A 21,113-nucleotide genomic window follows, 5' to 3' on the forward strand; every position below is an offset into this window, starting at 1 on the left:
CGCCTTCGTGTCTCTAACGTCTCAACCAGGTCCCGGAGTAGCTCAGCTCTGCGCCCGGGGTGAGGAACAGCTTCTGCACGGAGTCCAAGGTCGCCTGAACGTTGATCGAGTGAACGGTGTAGATGAACGAGTTCTCCTGCCGGATCAGATCCTGGACCCTCCAGTAGATGGGCTCGCGGTCTTTCCGCTCGGTCAACCCCCGACCTCGATCCAGCAGTGCGTCGATCTCAGGGTGCTCCCAACCGTGCCAGTGCTGGGTGCCCTTGCGGTGGAACCAGTAAATCGGAGAGTCAGGATCCGGGCTGACGATCACGACGTCCTGCAGCGCGATCTCGAATTCATTCGTTCCAATCAACTTCGAGTTGTACGTGCCTGTGTCCAGGGCCTCGATTTTGACCCGGATGCCGGCCTGGGCGAGCTGGCTCGCGATGACCTCTGCTTGACGCACCATCGGTTGGTAGTTAGGGGCCATCAGCGTCGTCTCGAAGCCATCTGGATAGCCGGCGTCGGCCAGCAGCTTCTTCGCCGCAGCGATGTCGGCCTTGTTTCCGTACACGCGATTTGGTGGGTAGCCCATGAACCCCGGAGGCGTCGGCGTGTCCGCGGGAACGGCGAACCCGTAGTAGACGTCTCGCACGATCTGGTCGCGGTCCAGCGCCAGGGCGATCGCACGCCGGACGCGAGCGTCACCGAGCGGGCCGTTCTTCACCATCTTGTAGCTGAACAGGATGCCGTCCCATGCGTGTGCGACAATCGCCTGCACAACGATCCCCTTCTCTGTGCGCAGCTTAGCTACGTCCTTTAGGTCGGGAGTCTGGACGACGTCCGCCTGCCGGGTACGGAGCATATTCGCCCGGACGAACGGATCGGGTACGATCAGGAACTTGATCCCGTTGAGGTAAGGCAGTCCCTTCATCCAGTACTTGTCGAACCGCTTCAGCTCGATGGAGTTGCCGGGGATCCATTTCACGAATTGGAACGGCCCGGTTCCGACGGGATTGCGGTTGAACTTCTCCATCCCCATCTCCTGATAGGCTTTCTTGGAGACGACCATGGTGAGATGAGTCAGGGAAGTCGCCTGGAAGGCCGCGTAGGGCATGGTCAGAACGAACTCGACAGTGTACCGGTTGATCACCCGCGCTTCCTTCAGTCCGCTCAACGAGAAGAGAGACCGCAGCTTCTTCTGCACGACCTCGTTGTAACTGAAGGCCACGTCTTCCGCAGTCATCTCACCGTAGCCCTTGTGGAACTGCACGCCTTTGCGGAGCCTGACGATCCACCGGGTGTCGCTAACTTTCTCGATGGAAGTAGCCAGCCCCGGTACGAGCTTGCCTTCCCCGTAGTTCACGAAGAACAGCGGATCGAACAGCGCCAGCCGCGGCTTCGCGGACGGCGCATCGCCGCCGGTCATAAGTGGGCTGAGCGTGATCGGCTCCACGGCCACAGCGAATCGAAGCGTCCCGCCTCGCACCGGAGCCTGGCTGGCGCCGGCCGCAATAGCCATCGTCGTGACGACCATCGCCAACACGAGTACCCATACCGACAGGGCACGTTTCATGTGAACCGCAACCTCCTTTGTCTGACTCCTGCTTGTCCAACTCCCGCCGAACTTATACAACCGACCGCACACAGTGGCTCGCTGGCCCACCTCCTTTCCGGTCACTCAGTCCTCGCGGAGCGCCACGACCATCTCCACTTCGACCGGGATGTTGTTGGGCAGCGCGGCCACACCCACCGCGGAACGCGCGTGGCGCCCGTTCTCTCCCCAGATCGAAACCATTAGATCCGAGAACCCGTCAACGACCTCTGGTTGCCGGTAAAAGTCAGGGGCGCTGGCGACCAACCCGAGCACCTTCAGTACGCCGGTGACACGGTCGAGGTCGCCCCCGAGAAAGTCCCTAAGGGCACTGAGCGCGTTGAGACCGCACAGTTGGGCCGCTTTATACCCCTCTTCGAGGGATACTTCCGCCCCCACCTTTCCCTGGCACTGGGGCGTCCCGTCGACAGTCGGCCCTTGTCCGGAAACATAGAGCAGATGGCCGTCACGCTTGACAGGTATCAACCCCTTCCGATACGGGGTCTTGGGGAGCTCGAGACCAAGGCCACGAACGACTTCCTCTACCCTTCGCATGGCACACAACTCCTCAATGCGCCGCAGCAGTTACCGCTGCCATCGGGCGCCTGTTGTATTTCCTCCTGGCTGGTAAGGGCCGCGAGGAAGCGCGCGAAGCACTCCGCACCGTCGCGGCATACAATCGCTACCGCGTCCTCGCCCACGCCAACTTGGCCATCTGGATCTCGCCGGCTTTCAGTGCGTTCAACATGCTCTCTGCCTGTCGTTGCTGCTAAGAAATCTCTCGACGTCCACCCGCGTGGGGATGTATCCACCGCCCCCAACCCCGTCGCCGTTAGCACCCCCACTGCATGTCCGATGCGTCCGGCCTCCGCAGCGGGAGCGCCCGCCGCCCATGCGCTCACAAACGCACCGGCGAACGCGTCGCCGGCCCCGGTCGTGTGCAACATGTCCACGTGGCGCCGGAAGCGCGACCCGCTCGCCTTCGTCGGTCACGACGAGACAGCCGTCCGCACCCCGCCTGAGCACAACAACCCTCGCCGCCAGCCCGAGCAACCGGTCCACCACCTCGTTTGCAGATACCTCTGGGTGCAGCTGCGCGGCGTCCTCGTTGCTGAGGAACACCATGTGCGCAGCGGGCCGTCTGCTCCGCGACGGAACGCGCGGCGAACGCCGACCACAGTCGGGGCCGGAACTTCAGATCGAAGCTGATAAGACCACCAGAGCCCCGGACGATCGCGACCGCGGTCTCTGCGGTCACACGGGTTGACTCAGAGCTGGCCTGCGTGATGCCGGAGGTGTGCAGGTTCCGCACACGCGACAGGTAGGCGGCGTCGAGGTCCTCCGGCCGCAGGCGCGAACCGGCCAAGTGCGACCGGTAGTACGTGAGTTCGTGTCCATCGTCATCCCGCAGCGAGATGAAGTACGCGCCGGTGGTCCCATCGGGTTCAACGATCACGCGGCTGTTATCAATTCCTTCGTGCTCCCACAACCCGTGGAACGCCCGGCCGAACTCGTCGGCCCCCAGACGTGCGATGTAGCCGCACACCGCCCCCATCCGTGCCGCCGCCACGATGAAGTTGGAGGTGTCGCCGCCGAAACCGCGGCGAAAGGTGCGCATGTCGCCCAAGCGGCCGCGCTGCTCCGCCGCGAACCGGACGAGCGGCTCCCCCAGCGCCGCGATGATTGAGACGCCCTCAGATGCGGGCAAACTCGTCCAGCGCCTTCAGGATCGAGCCCGTGCGCCGGATGCCCTCGGCCATGCGCCGCTCGGTGTCCTCGATCTCGGTCGCCATCTTCAGCACCTCGGCGGCGTGGGCCCGCGGCACGACCACGACCCCGTCCGTGTCGCCCACGATGATGTCGCCCGGGTGCACCAGGACGCCTCCGCAGGTCACCGGGAGGTCGCGGCCGACGGTGACGTACCGGCCTACCGTCGTCGACGGGATCACGGTCCGGGAGAATACCGGAAAGCCCATCTGCCGGATCTCCTCGACGTCCCGCACCCCGGCGTCGAGGACCGCGCCCGCCAGCCTGCGCGTCACGGCCGCGGTGGCCATCAGCCCGCCCCAGCACGCCACGTTGCGGCTGCCGTGCGGATCCTCCATACCGATCACCACCACGGCGCCGGCCGGCGCCGTGTCGATCGTCTCGAGCGCGTGGGTGGGCGGCTGCGGTTCCAGCGCCGCCCGCTCCAGCACCGTGACCGCCGGACCGACCAGCTTGGCGCTGAGGATCGGCTTGATCTCGTGGGTCATGAACCCGGGGCGGCCGCTCACCCGGTCCACGGCGTCAGACACCGACGCCGTGGACACGCCGCGAAACCCCTCGACGAGGTCCTGCAGGTCAACTGCCATTGTGCTCACCGTCCCCACCCAGAGTGCCCTTCCATCCCATGCTGCGGGAGATGCGCTCCGCCGCCTCACGCACCTGGGGGCCGAGCCAGCGCCGCACGCGCTCCATGGTCACCGTGCGCGTCGCCCCCGAAACACTCACCGCCCCGGCCACGCCCCCCGTATGGTCGAAGACGGGAGCGCCCACGCAGCGGATGCCGTCTTCGTTCTCAACGTTGTCGATGGCGTACCCGCGGGCGCGCACGGCCGCTAGTTCCCCCCGCAGCCGGTGCCGGTCGGTGATCGTGCGAGCGGTTCGCCGCGGCGTGCCCCAGGCGTCGATGACCCGCGCGACATCTGCGTCGGGTAGGTACGCCAGCATCGCCTTCCCCAGGGCGGTGCAGTGGGCCGGTATGATCTTCCCGATCGCAGAGGCCATGCGCAGGGGGCCGGCGGGCTCGACCTTGTCGATGTACACAACCTGCCCCTGCTGCAAGACGGCCAGGTGCGTGGTCTCGTCCGTGCGGTCGCGCAGGTCGAGCAGCACGGGCCGTCCCGCGGCACGCACGTCGATTTGTTCGAGGCGCTGCGCTGCCAGCCAGAGAACGCGCGGGCCAATGACATACCCACCGTCGGTGGCGGCAATCATCCCCTGATCGTTGAGGGTCTTCATCAGGCGGTACACCGTGGGCCGGGGCAGCGAGACCGCCGCGCTCAATTGCGCGACGCTGAGGGGCGGGCCGGCGCAGCCCAGGGCGCGGAGGAGGGCGATCACTCGCTCGACGGATTGCACCCCCTCGCGGGCAGGAGGGGCCTTGCGACCTGCGGCAACCGCACGACGTTCGATGGGTGGCATCGTCCCGGCATCCGAACAGGCCCCACTCGATGTCCGCATCGTGGACAGCCTATTCTTATTTTGACTAGGGGGTTCGACGCCAGAGACGTGTTCTCCTGCCCGAGGATGGGTCAAGTCCCAAACTCGAGTCAGGCAAGAGTCCACGGACCGGGAGAGCGCGTTCCAAGGGGACTCCGAAGGAGCGGACGTTCGCATTCCGAGTCCGGGAGGCTGGACACGCCGGTTCGGAAATCCGTACCCATACAGTCCGGAATTCCGGACACCTCGCCCGTCCCCAACATGGCCGTGTGACTTCGGCAGTTGGCAGTCAGGCCTGGCTTCTCTTCGTGGCCTTCCGCGTCCCGGCCAGGTAGCTCTCCAGGATCTCAGCAACCGTCGCCGTCATGGACTTGCGCTTCTCCCGCGCCAGCTCCTCCAGTTGCTCTGCCATCTGGGGCGTGAGGCGAATCGTCAACTGCACCGTCGGCTTTGGCATCGGGGGGACCCTCCCATCACGGCTGTGCCCAACCTACCACACCTCACCCACGCAGGCAAGTAGTGACTCATTGACAGCCCGCCTGCATCAGGCTATCATGGGGGTGAGGTGATGCTCATGTGTTCAAGAACCACCGCCCCAATGTCCCCGAACTGATCGTCGCCCGCCTCCTCCAGGCCCGAGGCTTCCGGGTCGCCCCCCTCGCCCAGCCCCCTTATCCCTGCTCTCGCACTCCCCGACTACCTCCGCTTCGCCCCAGACTTCCTAGCCTGGCGCCCCAACGCCCAGCCCAGACTCCTCGAGATCAAGAGCTCCTACAACGGCCACGCCAAGATCAAGCTACGAGCCCTCCACGCCTACGAGGCATGGCAGGCCTTCGCCGGCCTCGACCTCCACCTCCTGGCATGGTCCTTCGCCTCCGCCAGCCTCTACGCTTATCCCTTGGACGTCGTCCGATCGCTCATGCGCTCGCGGCCCGTCGAGCGGTTCTACGACACCCACGACGAGTTCGTGTCGATCCCCCTGCCCAAAGAACCGGTCGACCCGAATCGCTGGTAGGTCTGCGGGGCGCCCCAGGGGCCGGAGCCGGCCAGTCACAGTCGCCTCCGGCCCGCCGCCCGAACGATCAGAGAAGGTGACCGCGGCCCCGCGGGACTGTAAGAGCCCAGGTCAGTCTGGCCTTGGGAATCCTGCAATATGCCACCGAGCAGTTCGCAATCGGGCCTCACTGCTGTGAGGCCGCCATCCCACACTTGTGAGATGCGGGCCGATGCCGCACGATGGGACGATCATCCCCGACGCGCCCGATCGCCTGTGGGGCACGGACGCCACGATGGCGTATACACGGAACGACGGATGGGTGTGGGCGTTCGTGGCTGTCGATCACTACACCGCGGAGGCCTGAGCGACCGTGGCCAAGCGTGGTGATCGGTTTGCCGCCACCGAGCCGATCTGCGATGCCTCAGGCCACTTCCAGGGCGCGCTGCGCCTGCGGGCCCAGACGTATGCCGGTCTCGATGCGAGAGGCCTACGCGAGTGCCACGCAGGTGATGGCAGCATGATCAGCTAAACCGAGATGCTGTCCAAGGAAACCGGGACCGGTGCACTGGGGCGGAGCTTCAAGACGACGAACACCCTGGAGTCCATCATGGCTCAGGTGGAAGACCGGATCGGTAAGGTGGATCGCTGGCAGAACAACCAGCAGAAGCAGCGGTGGCTGGCCACGGCCCTGTTGGACATCGAGCCGCGGTTGCGACGGCTCAAAGGGTACCGAGCGTTGCCGAAGTTACGGCACGCGCTTCAACGCACGATCGCCTCTAAGGAAGTGACGGCGGCCTGATGATGCCCGTGGCCGCTTCCCTCAATTCTCAACGGACTCTACCACACTCTCGGCGTTCCGGCGGAGAGATTCGCGTACTACGCCGATGGACTTGTGCATCTTTCGGTATCTCATGAATCCAAAGATCCCCACGGCGATACCAAAGAGGATGCAAACCATCCCGATGTAGGGAAGTATGCCCTTCTCAAGAAAATGGAGGAAGGTCACCCCAACAATGACAAGGGTCAGTGAGCTGCGAAAATACGCCAAGACCGTTCGCTCGTTTGCCAAGAGGGTTCGGTCAATAGCGAGTTCATCGCGCAGGATGAGTTCCTCACGTTGGAATCGCTCATAGGGATTTCCTGTCATGCGTCTTCCTTTCGTATGATCGAACGGCTTGGCGATGAGCCGCGCCATCTTCTGGCGTCGGTCTCCATCGCCTGGTTAGGCACGGCCTCCCTCCGACCTGCCAGCATCATTACGAACCGCCAGCGCGAAGGAGGTTCACCACGGCATTGACGACTCGCTTCAACGATTGCGACTTCAGTGTGGCAACCTCCGCCGCAATGAGATCCCTATTGGCGGTGAAGAGTTTGCCGGGACGGGCATAGCTCGTGACTCGCAGCGACCCAGTGGCGAAGCTGGTACCCTCAAGTTTGATTGCCCGGGTGTCGCCGTAGGGCTTACTCGTCACCTGGCACAGAATCCAGTCGCCCCGGCCAGCGTCAGCAAGCACCACGGCCGGACGCAGTTTCGTCTGCGACAGGTCCGAGAATGGGAAGCGCACCAAGACTACCGCACCTGCTGCAGGTGCGCCCACGCCTCGTCCTCCTCCGGACGGTTCCAGTCGTCGGCAAGCGCCGCCTCGCTCAGCAGTGCACTTTCAGCTATGCCCGCCACTGGGCGTTCCTCCAGGATCGTCACGAGCGCCCGTCGCGCTGCGGGGAGACGCACCTGCTTCAGTAGGCGTACGTTTCCCTGCTCATCGATCACAGCCTCGACCGTTCGGATCATCGTCTCTGCCTCCAAAGGCTAGTGTACACGATTCGCGTTGCGCCTGCCTTCTATGAAGGCTCTGCGTCACGCACCGTAGATGACCGTGTCGGCGTCCGACTCTCCGGCTCACTGCGTGTCGCTGGCGGCCTGCCTCGTGCGTCCGGGCCCGAAGGCCTCGAACGACCTTCTATCCGTGCTGGCCACTCCCGGCCAGGCACCTCATCCTGTGTTCGCTCCGCGGCGAATCCGACAGGCCCTGGGGGAAGAGTCCACGGACCGGGAGAGCGCGTTCCAAGGGGACTTCGGGAAAGCGGGTGTTCGCATTCCGAGTCCGGGAAGATGCACACACCGGTTCGGAAATCCATACTCGTACAGTCCGGAATCCCGGACACCTCACCCGTCCCCAACATGGCCGTGTGAGTTCGCCAGTTGGCAGTCAGGCCTGGCTTCTCTTCGTGGCCTTCCGCGTCCCGGCCAGGTAGCTCTCCAGGATCTCAGCCACCGTAGCCGTCATGGACTTGTGCTTCTCCCGCGCCAGCTCCTCCAGTTGCTCTGCCATCTGGGGCGTGAGGCGAATCGTCAACTGCACGGTCGGCTTTACGGGGTAGTGTACGGTAGTCTGTGTACTTTCTTTGGGTACCCTCCGGAGGGTACCCAAAGAAAAGGGCGTATCCCTGACCCAGACCCAGGTGCAACCAGGAAGGGGGAAATACGCCCATGGCCAGTCGCACGAAGCTCCTGACCGATTTGACCCTAACCGACCTGTGGAAGGAGGTCAAGGACCCCGCCACCCTCTGGGGCGACCTGACACTCGAAGCCCAGCGCACCCTCAAGCTCCTCCTGCAGAATCGCATGCATGAGGAACTGACTGCCTATCTCCACGCCCCGCGCTATCGGCGTGTACGAGCCCGTCAGGGCGTCCGCAACGGCCGCTACGTACGCGCCCTCACAACCACCTGGGGCACGATCCCAAATCTGGAGATCCCTCGCGCCCGGGAGAAAGGCTTCGTCCCCTCCGTCCTCCCTCGCTACCAGCGACGGATGCCCGAGGTCGATCGCCTCATCCAGGCCGTCTTCCTCGCCGGCATCAGCACCCGCCGCGTCGGCCGCACCTTGGCTGAGATCCTCGGCGACACCGTGAGTGCCTCCACCGTCTCGGCCATCACCCGCACCCTCGATCATGCGGTCGCCGCCTGGCATCGCCGTCCAATCCAGGATGAGTATCGCTACCTCATCCTCGATGGCCTCTCCCTCCGCGTCAAAACGCCCGACGGTACCAAGCGCCGCCTCATCCTCGTGGCCTACGGCATCACCCAGGACGGCCGGCGCCGCGTGATCGACTACCGCCTGGCCAAAACGGAGAGTCAGGGCGCCTGGGAGGGTTTCCTCATCAACCTCGCGGCACGCGGCCTGGTCGGCGAGCGCCTCGCCCTCATCACCACCGATGGCCACCGCGGCCTCCACGCGGCCCTCGAACTCGTCTATCCCACCGCGCCCCGCCAGGCCTGCTGGGTCCACGTCCTCCGTAACGTCGCCCAGCGCCTCCGCGTCAGGGACCGGGAACGCTGTCTGACACTGGCCCGCCGCATCTACGAAGCCCGCTCCCGACCAGCCGCCGAGACGGCCTTGCGCCAGTGGGCGCGGCTGTGGGAGCCCATCGCTCCCGCCGCCGTTGCCTGCCTGCTACGCGACTGGGAAGCCCTCCTGGCCTTCTACACCGTCCCCCAGCGGGATTGGCGTAAGACACGGACCACCAACGCCATCGAACGCGCCTTCCGAGAGGTCCGACGCCGCACAAGCCCGATGACGTGCTTCACCAATGACGCCAGCTGCGACCGCATCACCTATGCGGTCGTGCACAACCTCAACGAGCAGTGGCAGGGACGTCCTCTCTGGTGAGAAAGTACACAAGACTCTTGACACTACCTCCGGTATGGGGTTTCCGCCGCTGCGGGCCGCCGGCAGGGTAACGATCTCCCTTCACAGAACCTAGAGTCGCTGTTCATCTGTCGCGCATCCTGCGCGCGGGGGCTATCATGAGTCCAGGAGCGGATTTGAGCGCGCTGCAGTCGCGCGCTCGCGGCTTTCGCAAGACGATCCTAAAGATCATAACCCGAGCCGGTTCCGGGCATCCGGGCGGTTCACTCTCGGTGATTGACCTTCTGACCGCGCTCTACTTCCATAAGTTGCGGCACAACCCAAAGGATCCGGCGTGGCCTGAACGCGACAGGGTGATCCTGAGCAAGGGGCACGCCTGCCCTGCCTGGTATGTGGTCCTGGCCGAGTGCGGCTACTTCGATCCCAACCACCTGTGGACGATGCGCCAGATGGGCAGCATCCTCCAAGGGCATCCTGACATGGGGCGGACGCCCGGTGTGGACATGTCCACCGGCTCGCTGGGCATGGGGTTCTCGGCCGCGATCGGCATGGCGCTGGCCGGCAAGCGCGACGGACGCCCCTACCGCGTCTATGCAGTGCTGGGCGACGGCGAGTGCCAGGAGGGCTCTGTCTGGGAAGGCGCCATGTTCGCCGCCCACTACGGCCTGGACAACCTGGTGGCGATAGTGGATCGCAACGGCGTCCAGCAAACCGGCCGCACCGAGGAGCGCATCCGCCTCGACCCCCTCGCCGACAAGTGGCGGGCATTCAACTGGGACGTGGCGGAGATAGACGGCCACGACATGGGAGCGATCGTCTCCGCGTTGGATCGGGCGGCGGCCGCCGCCGGGCGGCCGCATGTGATCGTCGCCCGCACCGTGAAGGGCAAAGGCGTCTCGTTCGCCGAGGGCGCGGCAGGGTACCACGGCAAGGCGTTGACCGAGGACGAGCTGGCACGCGCGCTTGCCGAACTGGATCTTGCCGAACTGGATGGGAAGACGCGAGGGTAGCATCGGATGGCGATAACGCTGGCACGGACCGCAGCCATGAAGGCAACCCGGGACGCCTACGGTGAGGCAATCGTCGAGGTGGCCCGAGACAATCCGCGCGTCGTGGCGCTCACCGGCGACCTGCGCGACTCCAACCGGCTGGAGGCGTTCGCCGAGCAGTACCCCGACCGCTTCTTCGAGTGCGGGATCGCTGAGCAGAACATGGTCGGCGTAGCCGCGGGCCTGGCCACCTGCGGCAAGATCCCGTTCGTGAGCTCGTTCGCGGCCTTCTCGCCAGGGCGGTGCTACGACCAGATCAGGGTGCTGGTCGCGCAGCCCGGCCTCAACGTCAAGCTGGTCAGCACGCACGGCGGCCTGACCGTGGGAGAGGATGGGGCGAGCGCCCAGGCCGTGGAAGAGCTGGCGATGATGCGGTCCCTGGCGAAGATGACCGTGATCGTTCCGGCGGACGCCGTGGAGGCGGCACAGGTGATCCGCGCGGTGGCCGAGCACGTCGGTCCGGTGTATGTGCGGCTCGGACGCGGCAACGTACCCGTCCTCTTCGACGACTCCTACCGGTTCTCGATAGGGACGGCCCCGGTGCTGCGCGACGGCGGCGACGTTACGCTGGCGGCCTGCGGGATCATGGTGGCGGAGGCGCTGGAGGCCGCCCGGCTGCTGGAGGCAGAAGGCATCTCAGCGCGCGTGCTCAACGTCTCAACCCTCAAACCACTCGATGAAGCGACGATCCTGGCAGCGGCGCGAGAGACCGGCGCCATCGTCACCGCCGAGGAACACACAATCTACGGAGGGCTGGGAGGAGCCGTCTGCGAGCTGGTCACCGCCTACCACCCGGTGTGTATCGAGCGCGTGGGGATCCAGGATCGGTTCGGTGAATCAGGGCCGCCCAGGCTACTGATGGAGGCCTACGGCCTTACCGCGGGCGAGATCGCCGCCGCCGCCAGGCGGGCGGTCAGCCGGAAGCGGGTACCCTAGCGCCGCGCAGCGTACTCGTCCAGGCCCTGCTCCAGGGAGATCCAGGGCAGCGTAGCGCACTTGACCCGCACCGGGAACTTGCGGACTCCCTGCAGCGCGGCGAGATCGCCCATCTCGTCGCCGGGCTCCTCACCGTGCATCATACCCTTAAACGCGGCGACCAGCGCCCGGACCTCGTCCAGCGTCCTGCCCTTGATCGCCTCGGTCATCATCGAGGCCGAGGCCTGGCTGATCGAGCACCCGTGTCCCTCGAAGCGTGCCTCCTCGACCCGACCGTCCCGGAGACGCAGGTAGAGCACCAGCTCGTCCCCGCACAGTGGGTTGGCACCTTCCACGGCAACGTCGTTCGGCACCAGCCTGCCCCGGTTGCGGGGATGCGCGTAGTGGTCGAGGATCACCTCGCGGTAGAGATCATCCAGCGCCATGCGCACCCTCCTTTGCCGCGGAGGAGGCCCGCGCAAAAAGGCGGCGGACCTTGTCCAGTCCCTCGACCAGCGCGTCTACCTCCGCACGTGTGTTGTACAGGTGGAAGCTGGCGCGGGCGGAGGCCGGAATCCCAAACCGTCGGTGCAGCGGCTCGGCGCAGTGGTGACCGGCGCGTACGGCTATGCCCTCGCCGTCGAGGACCTGGGCGACGTCATGAGGGTGGACGCGGTCCAGCGTAAAGGCGACGGCGCCGCCCCGGTCCGTAGGGGTCTGGGGCCCGTAGATCGTCAGCCCCGGGATGTCCTTCAACCGCAGGAGCGCGTAGGCCGTGAGGTCGTGCACGTGCTCGGTGATCGCCTCGAGGCCGACCTGCCGCATGTAGTCCACCGCCACGCCAAGCGCGATCGCATCCGCGACGTTGGGAGTTCCGGCCTCGAACTTGTAAGGAGGGTCTTTGTAGGTGGACCGGTCTAGACCCACGCTAATTATCATCTCGCCCCCGCCGTGGTAAGGCGGCATCGCTTCAAGTAGTGCGTAGCGGGCCCACAGTCCTCCGATGCCCATGGGCCCCAGCATCTTGTGTCCGGAGAACGCCAGGAAGTCGGCGCCAAGATCCGCGACGTCCACCCTCTGGTGCGGCACGCTCTGCGCCGCGTCCACGACAACAAGCGCGCCTGCCTGGTGCGCCCGGTCCGCGATCCGCCTGACCGGGTTGATCGTGCCCAAGACGTTGGACTGATGGGCCAGTCCCACGAGCTTCGGCCGGCCGGCCAGCAGCCGATCGAAGGCATCTAGATCGAGCCGACCTTCGTCGGTAACGGGGATGTACCTCAACGTGGCCCCGCGCTCGGCCGCCAGCATCTGCCAGGGCACGATGTTGCTGTGGTGTTCCATCTCGGTCAGTAGAATCTCGTCCCCCGGTCCAACGTTGGCGCGGCCCCAGGTCGCTGCTACGAGGTTCAGAGCCTCGGTGGTGCCACGAGTGAAGACAAGCTCCTCGGGCCGCGCGGCGCCGACAAAGGAGGCAAGATTGACACGAGCCTCCTCGTACCTGGCGGTGGCCTCCTCGGCCATCCGGTAGATGCCCCTGTGGACGTTGGCGTTGTAGGAGCGGTAGTACTCGGAAAGGGAGTCCAGCACCTGGCGCGGTTTCTGAGAGGTCGCCGCGCTGTCGAGGTAGACCAGGGGCTTCCCGCCCACCGTTTGGCTCAGGAGCGGGAAGTCGTCGCGGATGCCTGCGCCTAGAGCCACGGGCACACCTCCTGCCTAGCGCCTGTGCGGCATTCCCTGTCCGGGACTGCCCTCAAGCGAGATCAGGACCGCGTCACCCTCCACCCTAACGGGGTACGTACTCACCGGGCGCACCGCAGGCAGCGAGAGCACCCGGCCCGAGGGCAGGTGAAACCGCGATCCGTGCTTGGGACAGACCAGGATCTCGCCTACCACAGGACCGGCCGCCAGGGACTGGTCTTCGTGGGTGCAGGTGTCGTCCACGGCGTAGACCGTGCCGCGGACGTTTACCACGGCGATCTTGCGACCCCCTGCCACCACCTGCTTGGCGGTGCCGGACGGGATCTCTTGAAGCGTCGCAACCTGGATGAACTCGGCCATCTCAGATCATCTTCTCCGCGACCCTGGCCCGCAGGTAGGAGCGCACCCGTTCTCTTGGAATGCGATCGAAGACATCGGCGAAGAAGCCCTCGACGATCATGAATGCCGCCCGCTTGCGAGGGATCCCCCGGCTCATCAGGTAGAAGATCTGTTCGTCGTCCAGGTGGCTGGTGGCCGACCCGTGGGTGCACCTGAGGTCGTCGGCCATGATCTCCAGCATTGGGATGCTGTCGGACCGCGCGCCGCGGGAGAGAATCAGGTTGCGGTTCACCTGGAACGCGTTGGTCTTCTGCGCGCCAGGATCCACCCTGATCAGACCCGAAAACACGGCCCTGGCCGTGTCCTTCACCGCACCCCTGTACAGGAGGTCGCTGGAGGTGCTGGGCGCCCGGTGTTCCTGCAGTGTGTGGAAGTTCACCCGCTGCCCCCCGGTCCCGAAGTAGACCCCGAGCATCTCCGAGGAGGCCCCAGGCCCCAGGAGTTGCGATTCGACGTCCACCTTGACGAGCCCCCCACCCAGCGCGACAACCAGACTGCGCAGCGAGGCATCCCGGGCGAGGTGCGCGCGGATCAGACTCCCCACCTCCCACATGGGCAGGCCCCACTCTTGAACGGCCGCATACTGAACGCGCGCTCCGGCGCGCAGGATCAGTTCGACCGCGCCCGAGGAAAGCGTGCGCCCTCCGTCCCCCGTGGAAGCGAACAGCTCAATCAGGGTCACGCTGCTCCCTTCCTCCGCGATCAGGAGGGTGTGGGGAAAGAGGGCGCACCCTGGGGCGCCCAACCAGGTCTGGCTCATTAGCGGCAGTACGACGTCTACCCCCTTGGGCACGTAGATGAACGTGCCTCCGGTCCAAAGCGCGGCGTGCAGCGCCCGGAACCGGTGCTCGTCGGGCAGAGCCACTGTGGTCATAAGGTGATCGCGCACAAGGTCCGGGTGTTCCCTGACCGCCGTGGCGAGGTCCGAGAAGATCACTCCCTGTTGGGCCGCCTCCGCCATAAGCTCGACGGCCGCCAGGCTGCCGTCCAGATGGGTAATCAAACCGGCCCGCTCTTCTACGTCCCTCGCGATCGTTCCGATGTACCGCATCTGCGCGCTGTCCGCGGTGCCGCCTACGAGGCAGAACGCACCCGGATCCAGTTCGCCCAAATCGGTCCGGCGCCACTTCTCAGGGTGCGTCACCGAAGGCATGGGAAGCTGCTCGAACGCATCCCACGCGGCGGTCCTGAGGGCGCGCGCCCAGTCGGGCTCGCGCATCCTGGTGCTCAGTGCTTCTACGGTCTCGCGGCTCACGCCGGCCGCGCCCGGGGATCCGCTAGCCAACGGAACCCTCCATCTCCATCGCGATCAGCCGGTTCAGCTCCACCGCGTACTCCAGCGGCAGTTCCTTCACTATCGGCTCGATGAAACCGCGCACGATCATGTTCATGGCCTCGTCGGCCCTGATCCCGCGGCTCATAAGGTAGAAGAGCTGCTCGTCGCTCACCTTGGAAACGGTGGCCTCGTGGGTAATCGAGGCGTCCATCTCGTCAATCTCCATGTACGGGTAGGTATCGGAGCGGCTCCGGTCGTCGAGGATCAGGGCATCGCAGCGCACCGCGCACTTGCTGCCCACCGCGCCGGGGTAGACCTTCACGAGCCCGCGGTATCCGGCCCTCCCACCCTCCTTGGCGATGGACTTGCTGACCACCGAGGACTGGGTGTGCGGGGCGGCGTGGACCACCTTCGCGCCGGGATCCTGGTACTGGCCCTTCCCAGCGAAGACCACCGAGAGGATCTCGGCCTTGGCGCCGGGCTCGACCATGTACACGCTCGGGTACTTCATCGTCACCTTGGAGCCGATATTCCCGTCAATCCACTCCATCGTTGCGTCCCGGTAGGCCACCGCGCGCTTGGTCACCAGGTTGTAGGTGTTCGTGGACCAGTTCTGGATGGTGGTGTAGCGACAGCGCGCGCCCTCCTTCACGATGATCTCCACCACCGCGCTGTGGAGCAAGTCCGTGGTGTAGATCGGGGCGGTACACCCCTCGACGTAGTGAACGTAGGAGCCGGGCTCGCAGATGATCATCGTGCGCTCGAACTGGCCCGCCCTCTCTGCGTTGATCCGGAAGTAGGCCTGCAGAGGGATGTCCACCTTTACGCCAGCGGGCACGTAGATGAAGGAGCCGCCGGACCACACCGCGCTGTTGAGCGCGGCCAGCTTGTTGTCCTCTGGCGGCACGACGGTGCCGAGGTATTCCCGCACGATGTCGGGGTGCTCCCGGAGCGCGGAGTCGGTGTCCAGGAAGATAACACCGAGCTTCTCCCACTCCTCCTTCAAGTTGTGATATACAGACTCGCTTTCGTACTGCGCCCCCACCCCGGCCAGGTACTTCTTCTCGGCCTCCGGGATGCCCAGACGGTCAAACGTCCGCTTGATCCCTTCGGGCACGTCCTCCCAGGTGTGGCCTTTGCCTTCGGTGGGCTTCAGGTAGTAGTAGATGTCGTTGAAGTCCAGATGCGTGAGATCCGCGCCCCACGTGGGCAACGGACGCCGGAAGAAGTGCTCCAGCGAATGCAGGCGGAAGGCGCGCATCCACTCGGGCTCGCCCTTCATGGAGGAGATCATCTCCACGATCTCGCGATCGAGGCCCTTCCGGGCCTTGAAGACGAGCTTCTCAGGGTCGCGAAAACCCCACTCGTAGTGGTCGAGGTCTATGCCCAGCGGGCTGCTTGCCGCCATTCGGCTCTCCCCGAAAACTAGTGAACGACCCAGAAGACCTTGCCGGCGCGCCTGACCGCACCCTCCTCCTGGACCTCTGACGCCACCACCTCAAACTGCTGCCGGATGCCCTCGTAACCGTGTTGCTCCAGTTCCTCGGCGAGCTCCGGACCGCCCGAGACGACGATGCGGCCGTCGTACATGATGTGCACATGGTGGGGACGCAGAAACTGCAGGATGCGTGAGTAGTGCGTGATCACCAACACGCCCATGCCGCCTTGGGCCTCGTCGTACATCCTGAGGATGCCGTCGGCGACCACCTTGACGGAGTCAATGTCCAGGCCGGAGTCGGTCTCGTCCATGAAGGCGATCTGCGGTTCGAGCATCGCCATCTGGAGGATCTCTGCCCGCTTCTTCTCTCCTCCGGAGAACCCATCGTTCACGTACCGGCCCGGGACCTCCGGATCTATCTTCAGCGCCTCAATCTTGGAGCGGAGCAGCTTCTGGAACTCGAGGACCGGCATCAGCTCCTGCTTGTATCCCCGCCGCGCCGAGACCGCGGTACGCAGGAAGCTGGCCATTGTCACGCCGGGGATGCTCACCGGATACTGGAACGCGATGAACAGCCCCTTCCTGGCGCGTTCGTCGGGAGCCATCGCCAGGAGATCCTCTCCCTTGTAGAATACCTCGCCGCTCGTGACCTGGTAGAAGGGATTGCCCATCAGGACGTTGGCGAGGGTGCTCTTGCCCGAACCGTTGGGCCCCATGATGGCGTGGATCTCCCCGGCGCTGAGTTGCAGGTTGACCCCCTTGAGAATGACCTTGTCCTCAACCTGCACGTGAAGGTCGCGGATATCCAAGTCTGCCATGCCTGTCTCCTTCCGGCGCCGGGCGGCGGCCTCCGGGGCGCGCCACCCGCACATTCTAGACTGATTTGGTCAAGTTTTCAATCGGACGGCCCGCTCCAGTGACTCCCGCTCTCCGGCCGGCAGAAAGGCCGCCCGCGCGGCCGTCACCTGGAGGTTCACAAGGATCTCCCGACTCAACCGGTGCGCCCGTGCGATACCCGCGAGTTCTCCTGTCAGCGTCGTACCCAGCAGCACCGGATCGTCGCTGTTGATCGTAACCGGGACTCCCTGATCCAGGAACGCCCCCACGGGATGCGTCGACATCGCGGACACCAAGCCGAGGCGGACGTTGCTCGTCGGGCAGATCTCGAGCGCCACACCCCGTTCACGGAGCCGGTCCAGCAGCGCGGGATCCTCGATGGATCGGATACCGTGACCGATCCTCGCAGCCCCAAGCTGATAGACGGCAGCCCAGACCCCGGCCGGGCCGGCGAACTCGCCGGCGTGCACCGTGATGCCCAGGCCGGCGTCGCGGGCGCGCGCAATGGGCGCCGAGAACAGCCCCGCAGGATAGTTCTCCTCGTCGCCCGCGAGATCCACGCCCACCACGGCGCAGCCGGAAGCCGCCGCGGCCTCGGCGATGATTCGGTCGGCCTCCTCGGGCCCGCGCTCGCGGATCACCGTGACGATTGTCCCGTAGGACAGGCCTAGGCGCCGGGCTTCCCCTGCGCCCTCGGCCATCGCCTCGAGCATGCCGCGGACTCCTAGGACGGAAAACGCGCGCTGGCCTCCCACGCGCACTTCGATGTGCCGGACCGACTGACCGGAGGCCTCGGCGATCAACTCAGCGGTGATCGCGGCGATGTTGGCGCGCGTGTACGCGGCATCGGGCAGGCGGTTCCCCCTCTCGGCGTACCGCAGTCGGCGCAGCCGGTCGTAGCCGGCGAACCGCGAGGGATCGGATATGAGGTGGACCTGTCCGATCAGCGGATGGTCGGGATCGCGCCGTTGGAGCAGGCGGCGTAGGCGAAGCGATGTCTCAAGGTGGACGTGAAGCTCGACTTTCGGGAGGGCTGCAATGTAAGGAAGTTCGGTCGCGTCAACCACTGTGATCTCCGGGGTGTGGCGCCATTGAACCGGGGGTCGGTGGGCTAACTCCCGGCGAGGTACTCCCGGATCGTGATTTCGGCGCGACCGGCGATACTCTCCCACGCCGCCGCCGGGTCGCGCGTGACGGTCACGAAGTCGTTCAGCACGAACACCTGAACGACGCCGGGAATGGCAAACAGGCCGGCTGCCAGCGGATTACCTACGGCCTCCTCCGCTGAGCGGAACGTCTGGCTGCGGCCATGGGTCAACCTTCGGCCGACCACGAACTTCAGGGCGTTCGTGTTGGGTGTAGGCAGGACCATCAAATTCAGCGGATCGCTCACTTCGGTCTCCTTGAAGGATCCCGGGGTGATCCCGGCAGTTCGCTTAGTGGACCTTGGCGTCGCCGCGGCCGCCAGGCATCTCGCAGTACCAGGCCGCCAGCCGCGCGAAGGCGATCAAGGGAGCGAGACCTGCGCGGATTCCGCCCAGCATTCGGTCCGTGGAGTGGACCCCGCCGGAGGCCAGCATCTGCCATCGCAGTTCGGCGAGTGCCCCTAGATGAAGCGCCAGATCCATTGTCATCAGCCCGGTATCGGCGATGGGAAGGAAAACCTGCCATCGGCGCGGGGGCCTCTCCATGTCGAACATCGTCAGCATGGCCTTGGCTATGCCGGCCGCGGCGCCCGCGGCATTGCTGAACCACCCCACCGACTGGCCGAGCCGTTCGGGATCTCTTGCCACGGCTTCCAGGTCTCGAGTGGTCGCCTCGAGCACGGCCACGGAGGCCAAGATCCGCCCGATGCGCCAACCGATGCGGATCGGATCCAGATACCCGGGCGGCTGCGGCAGCACGAACCCGGCAGTGGCCGACACGGCAAGACCAAGCGATCGGGCCTGCATGATGGCCTCCTTGGCGTCATCCAGCAGACCGGCGCGTTCATCCGTTAACCGCTGCCGGGCCTGCTCGACAAAAGCCTCCCGCACTTGGGGGCGGTTGTCCACCAGCAGCGTCCCGCTTGTCAGAACCTCGTGGATGACCGGAAGGATGTGTGAGTTGAGCGCGAACGGCATGACTATGCCCGGTTCTCCCCCGAGAGGGTTGACGTCGGAGATACGGTCGAGGAACTCGCGCACCTCATCCTCTTCCGTGCCGTCGTCGAAGACCAACCCCAGCTCGATGTCCGTGTCGGGGTAGCTCGGCCCCTGACCGTACCGGCCGTAGAGATAGACCGCCGCGACCTCGCGCGGCTGGGCAAAGAACGTCTTCAAATTCTCGATTGCCTGCAACAGAAGCCTCCGGGAGCCCGTCTGATCCCAGTGTACACCGCCCTTTCCCCCGCCTCAACCGTGGAAACGCATTTCCGGGCGGAGGTAATCAATCGTGCGGGATGGAATTGTCTGGTTCGTTCGACGCATCTGCGGATTGAGGAGGCATGTTGCAGGATGACACCAACCGGGGTGATCCCGATGCCCGATGAGATGTGGCGCGTCGGGCTGGCCGCCGTGCCTATCGTCATCGTGCTCGTGGGTTTGCTCGGACTGAATTGGAGCGGCGTGCGGTCCGGCGCCGTGGCGCTGGCTGCCGCCGCAGCGCTTGCGCTTGTCGTCTTCGCAGTGCCCGCGGGTGCCGTGGTGGTTGCGCTGTGGCGCTCTCTTGCCTTGAGCCTTCACGTGCTCTACATCATCTGGGCCGCCCTCGTCCTGTACAAGTTCGCCGACGAGTCGGGCGCGATACGTAGCATCGGGCGCGCCATCGGGCACCTCACCGGCGACCGCGTACTGCAGTTGCTGATCATCGGATTCGCGTTCAGTTCGTTCCTGCAGGGAGTAGCCGGGTTCGGCGTTCCCGTCGCGGTCACCGCCCCACTGCTTCTGGGGCTGGGATTCACGCCGCTTGAATCCGCCGCGATCCCTTTGATCGGCCACGCTTGGTCGGTGACGATGGGAGACATGGCCTCCTCGTTCCAGGCGCTCCGCGCCGTCACCGGCCTGCCGCCGCATGAGATGGGCAACTGGATCGCGGTGTTCCTGGGACTCTCCGCGGTTGCAAGCGGGTTCGCGGTCGCCCACATGCACGGCGGAACCCGATCAGCCGGGCGCGCCTTTGGCTCGATTCTGACGATGGGCCTGGCGATGGGTCTGACGCACCTGGTGCTTTCGGTCACGCAGTACTGGACGATAGCCTCGTTCGGCGCCGGAATGGTCGGCCTTGCCGTCGGCATCGGCCTCGCCCGACTGGGCAAGCGCGGTAACGCCGGCGAGGCGCCCGCGGGCTCCGGTGCCGGGGAGATGCCGTTCCAGACGGCCTTTCTGCCCTACTACGTCCTGATCGCGGTGATCGCCACCGCCACGTTCGTGCCCGGGCTGCACCAAACCCTCGAGCGCGTGGCATTCACCTTCAGGTATCCCGAGATCACGACCGGTCTTGGCTGGAAGACGGGTGCAGGGGCGTTTGCGCTCCCGATCTTCGGCCACCCCGGCGCGTTACTCCTGTACGCTTCCGGGATCGCGGCTGTGCTGTTCAAGCTCCTGGGCCGCCCGTCGCCGGACTGGGGCGCCGTCTGGAAGGGCGTGCGCAAGCAGGGACTGCCGACAACGCTGACGATACTGACCCTGGTCGGCACCGCGATGATCATGCTCTACAGCGGCATGACCTACCTCCTTGCCCGCGGGCTCGTTCTGCTGGTGGGATCGTTCTTCCCGTTGATATCGCCTTTCATCGGCCTGCTGGGAGCGGTGATCACCGGAAGCAACACCAACTCGAACGTGCTGTTCGGCGCGCTTCAGCGCGACGGGGCGCAGATGCTGGCCATGAATCCGGCTCTGATGGCCGCGCTGCAATCCTCCGGGGGCTCTCTCGGCTCGATGATTGCGCCGGCAAAGGTGGTCCTCGCGACCGCAACCACCGGGCTTCTAGGGCAGGAAGGTAGGGTCATGCGGGCCACCGCCCCGTACGCGATCGCGATGACCGCGGTACTCGGCCTGCTGGGATGGATCCTGCTGTCGCGATAGGACGCGAG

25 protein-coding genes and 1 pseudogene are annotated in these 21,113 nt (G+C 65.5%); 7 read left to right on the forward strand and 19 right to left on the reverse strand.

What is annotated here, in order from left to right; translation table 11 throughout:
• Nucleotides 1–13: 13 nt before the first annotated feature.
• The 6 genes from RDU83_08380 to RDU83_08405 all read right to left on the reverse strand — a co-directional run bounded on the left by RDU83_08380 (nt 14) and on the right by RDU83_08405 (nt 5,237).
• Nucleotides 14–1,558 (reverse strand): ABC transporter substrate-binding protein, encoded by a 1,545-nt coding sequence (locus RDU83_08380; protein MDQ7841027.1) that lies wholly within the window; start codon nt 1,556–1,558, stop codon nt 14–16.
• Nucleotides 1,559–1,663: 105 nt separating this feature from the next.
• The gene (locus tag RDU83_08385; protein ID MDQ7841028.1) at nt 1,664–2,131 is read right to left on the reverse strand and encodes a RidA family protein; all 468 of its coding nucleotides are present in this window, start codon (nt 2,129–2,131) and stop codon (nt 1,664–1,666) included.
• Nucleotides 2,132–2,474: 343 nt separating this feature from the next.
• A complete protein-coding gene (locus RDU83_08390; GenBank protein MDQ7841029.1) occupies nt 2,475–3,284 on the reverse strand; it encodes a sugar kinase in 810 nt (269 codons plus the stop codon).
• Entirely contained in the window at nt 3,271–3,930 is a 660-nt protein-coding gene (locus RDU83_08395) for an RraA family protein (protein ID MDQ7841030.1), read from the reverse strand. The genes RDU83_08390 and RDU83_08395 overlap by 14 nt, the downstream gene beginning before the upstream one ends.
• Complete coding sequence (locus RDU83_08400) at nt 3,920–4,762, reverse strand: IclR family transcriptional regulator (protein ID MDQ7841031.1); 843 nt, start codon at nt 4,760–4,762, stop codon at nt 3,920–3,922. Before RDU83_08400 ends, RDU83_08395 begins: the two co-directional genes overlap by 11 nt.
• Nucleotides 4,763–5,069: 307 nt before the next feature.
• Entirely contained in the window at nt 5,070–5,237 is a 168-nt protein-coding gene (locus RDU83_08405; protein ID MDQ7841032.1) for a ribbon-helix-helix protein, CopG family, read from the reverse strand.
• A gap of 763 nt (nt 5,238–6,000) precedes the next feature.
• Between RDU83_08405 and RDU83_08410 the strand changes: the two are divergent.
• From RDU83_08410 to RDU83_08420, 3 genes and pseudogenes are all read left to right on the forward strand, one after another.
• Nucleotides 6,001–6,135, forward strand: a pseudogene (locus RDU83_08410) (IS3 family transposase).
• A gap of 12 nt (nt 6,136–6,147) precedes the next feature.
• Nucleotides 6,148–6,306, forward strand: coding sequence for a hypothetical protein (locus RDU83_08415; protein MDQ7841033.1), 159 nt, complete (start codon nt 6,148–6,150; stop codon nt 6,304–6,306).
• 6 nt (nt 6,307–6,312) lie between these two features.
• Nucleotides 6,313–6,576: a hypothetical protein gene (locus RDU83_08420; protein ID MDQ7841034.1), complete on the forward strand. Its 264-nt coding sequence runs from the start codon at nt 6,313–6,315 to the stop codon at nt 6,574–6,576.
• Between the two features lie 21 nt (nt 6,577–6,597).
• Here RDU83_08420 and RDU83_08425 read toward each other — a convergent pair whose 3' ends face one another.
• The 4 genes from RDU83_08425 to RDU83_08440 all read right to left on the reverse strand — a co-directional run bounded on the left by RDU83_08425 (nt 6,598) and on the right by RDU83_08440 (nt 8,134).
• Nucleotides 6,598–6,972 carry a DUF202 domain-containing protein gene (locus RDU83_08425; protein ID MDQ7841035.1) on the reverse strand — a complete coding sequence of 125 codons (375 nt, stop codon included), beginning with the start codon at nt 6,970–6,972 and terminating at the stop codon, nt 6,598–6,600.
• Between the two features lie 61 nt (nt 6,973–7,033).
• Complete coding sequence (locus RDU83_08430; protein MDQ7841036.1) at nt 7,034–7,375, reverse strand: type II toxin-antitoxin system PemK/MazF family toxin; 342 nt, start codon at nt 7,373–7,375, stop codon at nt 7,034–7,036.
• Entirely contained in the window at nt 7,348–7,569 is a 222-nt protein-coding gene (locus tag RDU83_08435; protein MDQ7841037.1) for a hypothetical protein, read from the reverse strand. Before RDU83_08435 ends, RDU83_08430 begins: the two co-directional genes overlap by 28 nt.
• A gap of 418 nt (nt 7,570–7,987) precedes the next feature.
• Nucleotides 7,988–8,134 carry a ribbon-helix-helix protein, CopG family gene (locus RDU83_08440; GenBank protein ID MDQ7841038.1) on the reverse strand — a complete coding sequence of 49 codons (147 nt, stop codon included), beginning with the start codon at nt 8,132–8,134 and terminating at the stop codon, nt 7,988–7,990.
• Nucleotides 8,135–8,268: 134 nt separating this feature from the next.
• On the opposite strand from RDU83_08440, the gene RDU83_08445 reads away from it, so the two are divergent.
• The 3 genes from RDU83_08445 (at nt 8,269) to RDU83_08455 (ending at nt 11,414) form a co-directional block, all read left to right on the forward strand.
• Nucleotides 8,269–9,450, forward strand: a complete 1,182-nt coding sequence (locus tag RDU83_08445) for an IS256 family transposase (protein MDQ7841039.1) — start codon at nt 8,269–8,271, stop codon at nt 9,448–9,450.
• Between the two features lie 137 nt (nt 9,451–9,587).
• Entirely contained in the window at nt 9,588–10,439 is an 852-nt protein-coding gene (locus tag RDU83_08450; protein ID MDQ7841040.1) for a transketolase, read from the forward strand.
• Between the two features lie 6 nt (nt 10,440–10,445).
• Nucleotides 10,446–11,414, forward strand: coding sequence for a transketolase family protein (locus tag RDU83_08455; protein ID MDQ7841041.1), 969 nt, complete (start codon nt 10,446–10,448; stop codon nt 11,412–11,414).
• Here the strand turns inward: RDU83_08455 and RDU83_08460 are convergent.
• From RDU83_08460 to RDU83_08500, 9 genes are all read right to left on the reverse strand, one after another.
• The gene (locus RDU83_08460; protein MDQ7841042.1) at nt 11,411–11,839 is read right to left on the reverse strand and encodes an SUF system NifU family Fe-S cluster assembly protein; all 429 of its coding nucleotides are present in this window, start codon (nt 11,837–11,839) and stop codon (nt 11,411–11,413) included. The two genes, RDU83_08455 and RDU83_08460, sit on opposite strands and share 4 nt — an antisense overlap.
• On the reverse strand, nt 11,826–13,091 hold the full coding sequence (locus RDU83_08465; protein MDQ7841043.1) for a cysteine desulfurase: 1,266 nt from the start codon (nt 13,089–13,091) through the stop codon (nt 11,826–11,828). The genes RDU83_08460 and RDU83_08465 overlap by 14 nt, the downstream gene beginning before the upstream one ends.
• Before the next feature lie 15 nt (nt 13,092–13,106).
• Nucleotides 13,107–13,451, reverse strand: coding sequence for a non-heme iron oxygenase ferredoxin subunit (locus tag RDU83_08470; GenBank protein ID MDQ7841044.1), 345 nt, complete (start codon nt 13,449–13,451; stop codon nt 13,107–13,109).
• A 1-nt stretch (nt 13,452) separates the two neighbouring features.
• Nucleotides 13,453–14,775: a Fe-S cluster assembly protein SufD gene (sufD, locus tag RDU83_08475; GenBank protein ID MDQ7841045.1), complete on the reverse strand. Its 1,323-nt coding sequence runs from the start codon at nt 14,773–14,775 to the stop codon at nt 13,453–13,455.
• Nucleotides 14,768–16,174: a Fe-S cluster assembly protein SufB gene (gene sufB, locus RDU83_08480; GenBank protein ID MDQ7841046.1), complete on the reverse strand. Its 1,407-nt coding sequence runs from the start codon at nt 16,172–16,174 to the stop codon at nt 14,768–14,770. Before sufB ends, sufD begins: the two co-directional genes overlap by 8 nt.
• 17 nt (nt 16,175–16,191) lie before the next feature.
• A complete protein-coding gene (sufC, locus tag RDU83_08485) occupies nt 16,192–17,022 on the reverse strand; it encodes a Fe-S cluster assembly ATPase SufC (protein MDQ7841047.1) in 831 nt (276 codons plus the stop codon).
• A gap of 69 nt (nt 17,023–17,091) precedes the next feature.
• The gene (gene add / locus RDU83_08490) at nt 17,092–18,108 is read right to left on the reverse strand and encodes an adenosine deaminase (GenBank protein MDQ7841048.1); all 1,017 of its coding nucleotides are present in this window, start codon (nt 18,106–18,108) and stop codon (nt 17,092–17,094) included.
• A 44-nt stretch (nt 18,109–18,152) separates the two neighbouring features.
• Nucleotides 18,153–18,434: a NifU N-terminal domain-containing protein gene (locus tag RDU83_08495; GenBank protein ID MDQ7841049.1), complete on the reverse strand. Its 282-nt coding sequence runs from the start codon at nt 18,432–18,434 to the stop codon at nt 18,153–18,155.
• A gap of 43 nt (nt 18,435–18,477) precedes the next feature.
• On the reverse strand, nt 18,478–19,380 hold the full coding sequence (locus tag RDU83_08500) for a nucleotidyltransferase domain-containing protein (protein ID MDQ7841050.1): 903 nt from the start codon (nt 19,378–19,380) through the stop codon (nt 18,478–18,480).
• A 156-nt stretch (nt 19,381–19,536) separates the two neighbouring features.
• Between RDU83_08500 and RDU83_08505 the strand changes: the two genes are divergently transcribed.
• A complete protein-coding gene (locus RDU83_08505) occupies nt 19,537–21,105 on the forward strand; it encodes an L-lactate permease (protein ID MDQ7841051.1) in 1,569 nt (522 codons plus the stop codon).
• Nucleotides 21,106–21,113 lie beyond the last annotated feature (8 nt).

Source organism: bacterium, assembly GCA_031082185.1.
Classification (GTDB): Bacteria; Sysuimicrobiota; Sysuimicrobiia; order Sysuimicrobiales; family Humicultoraceae; genus VGFA01.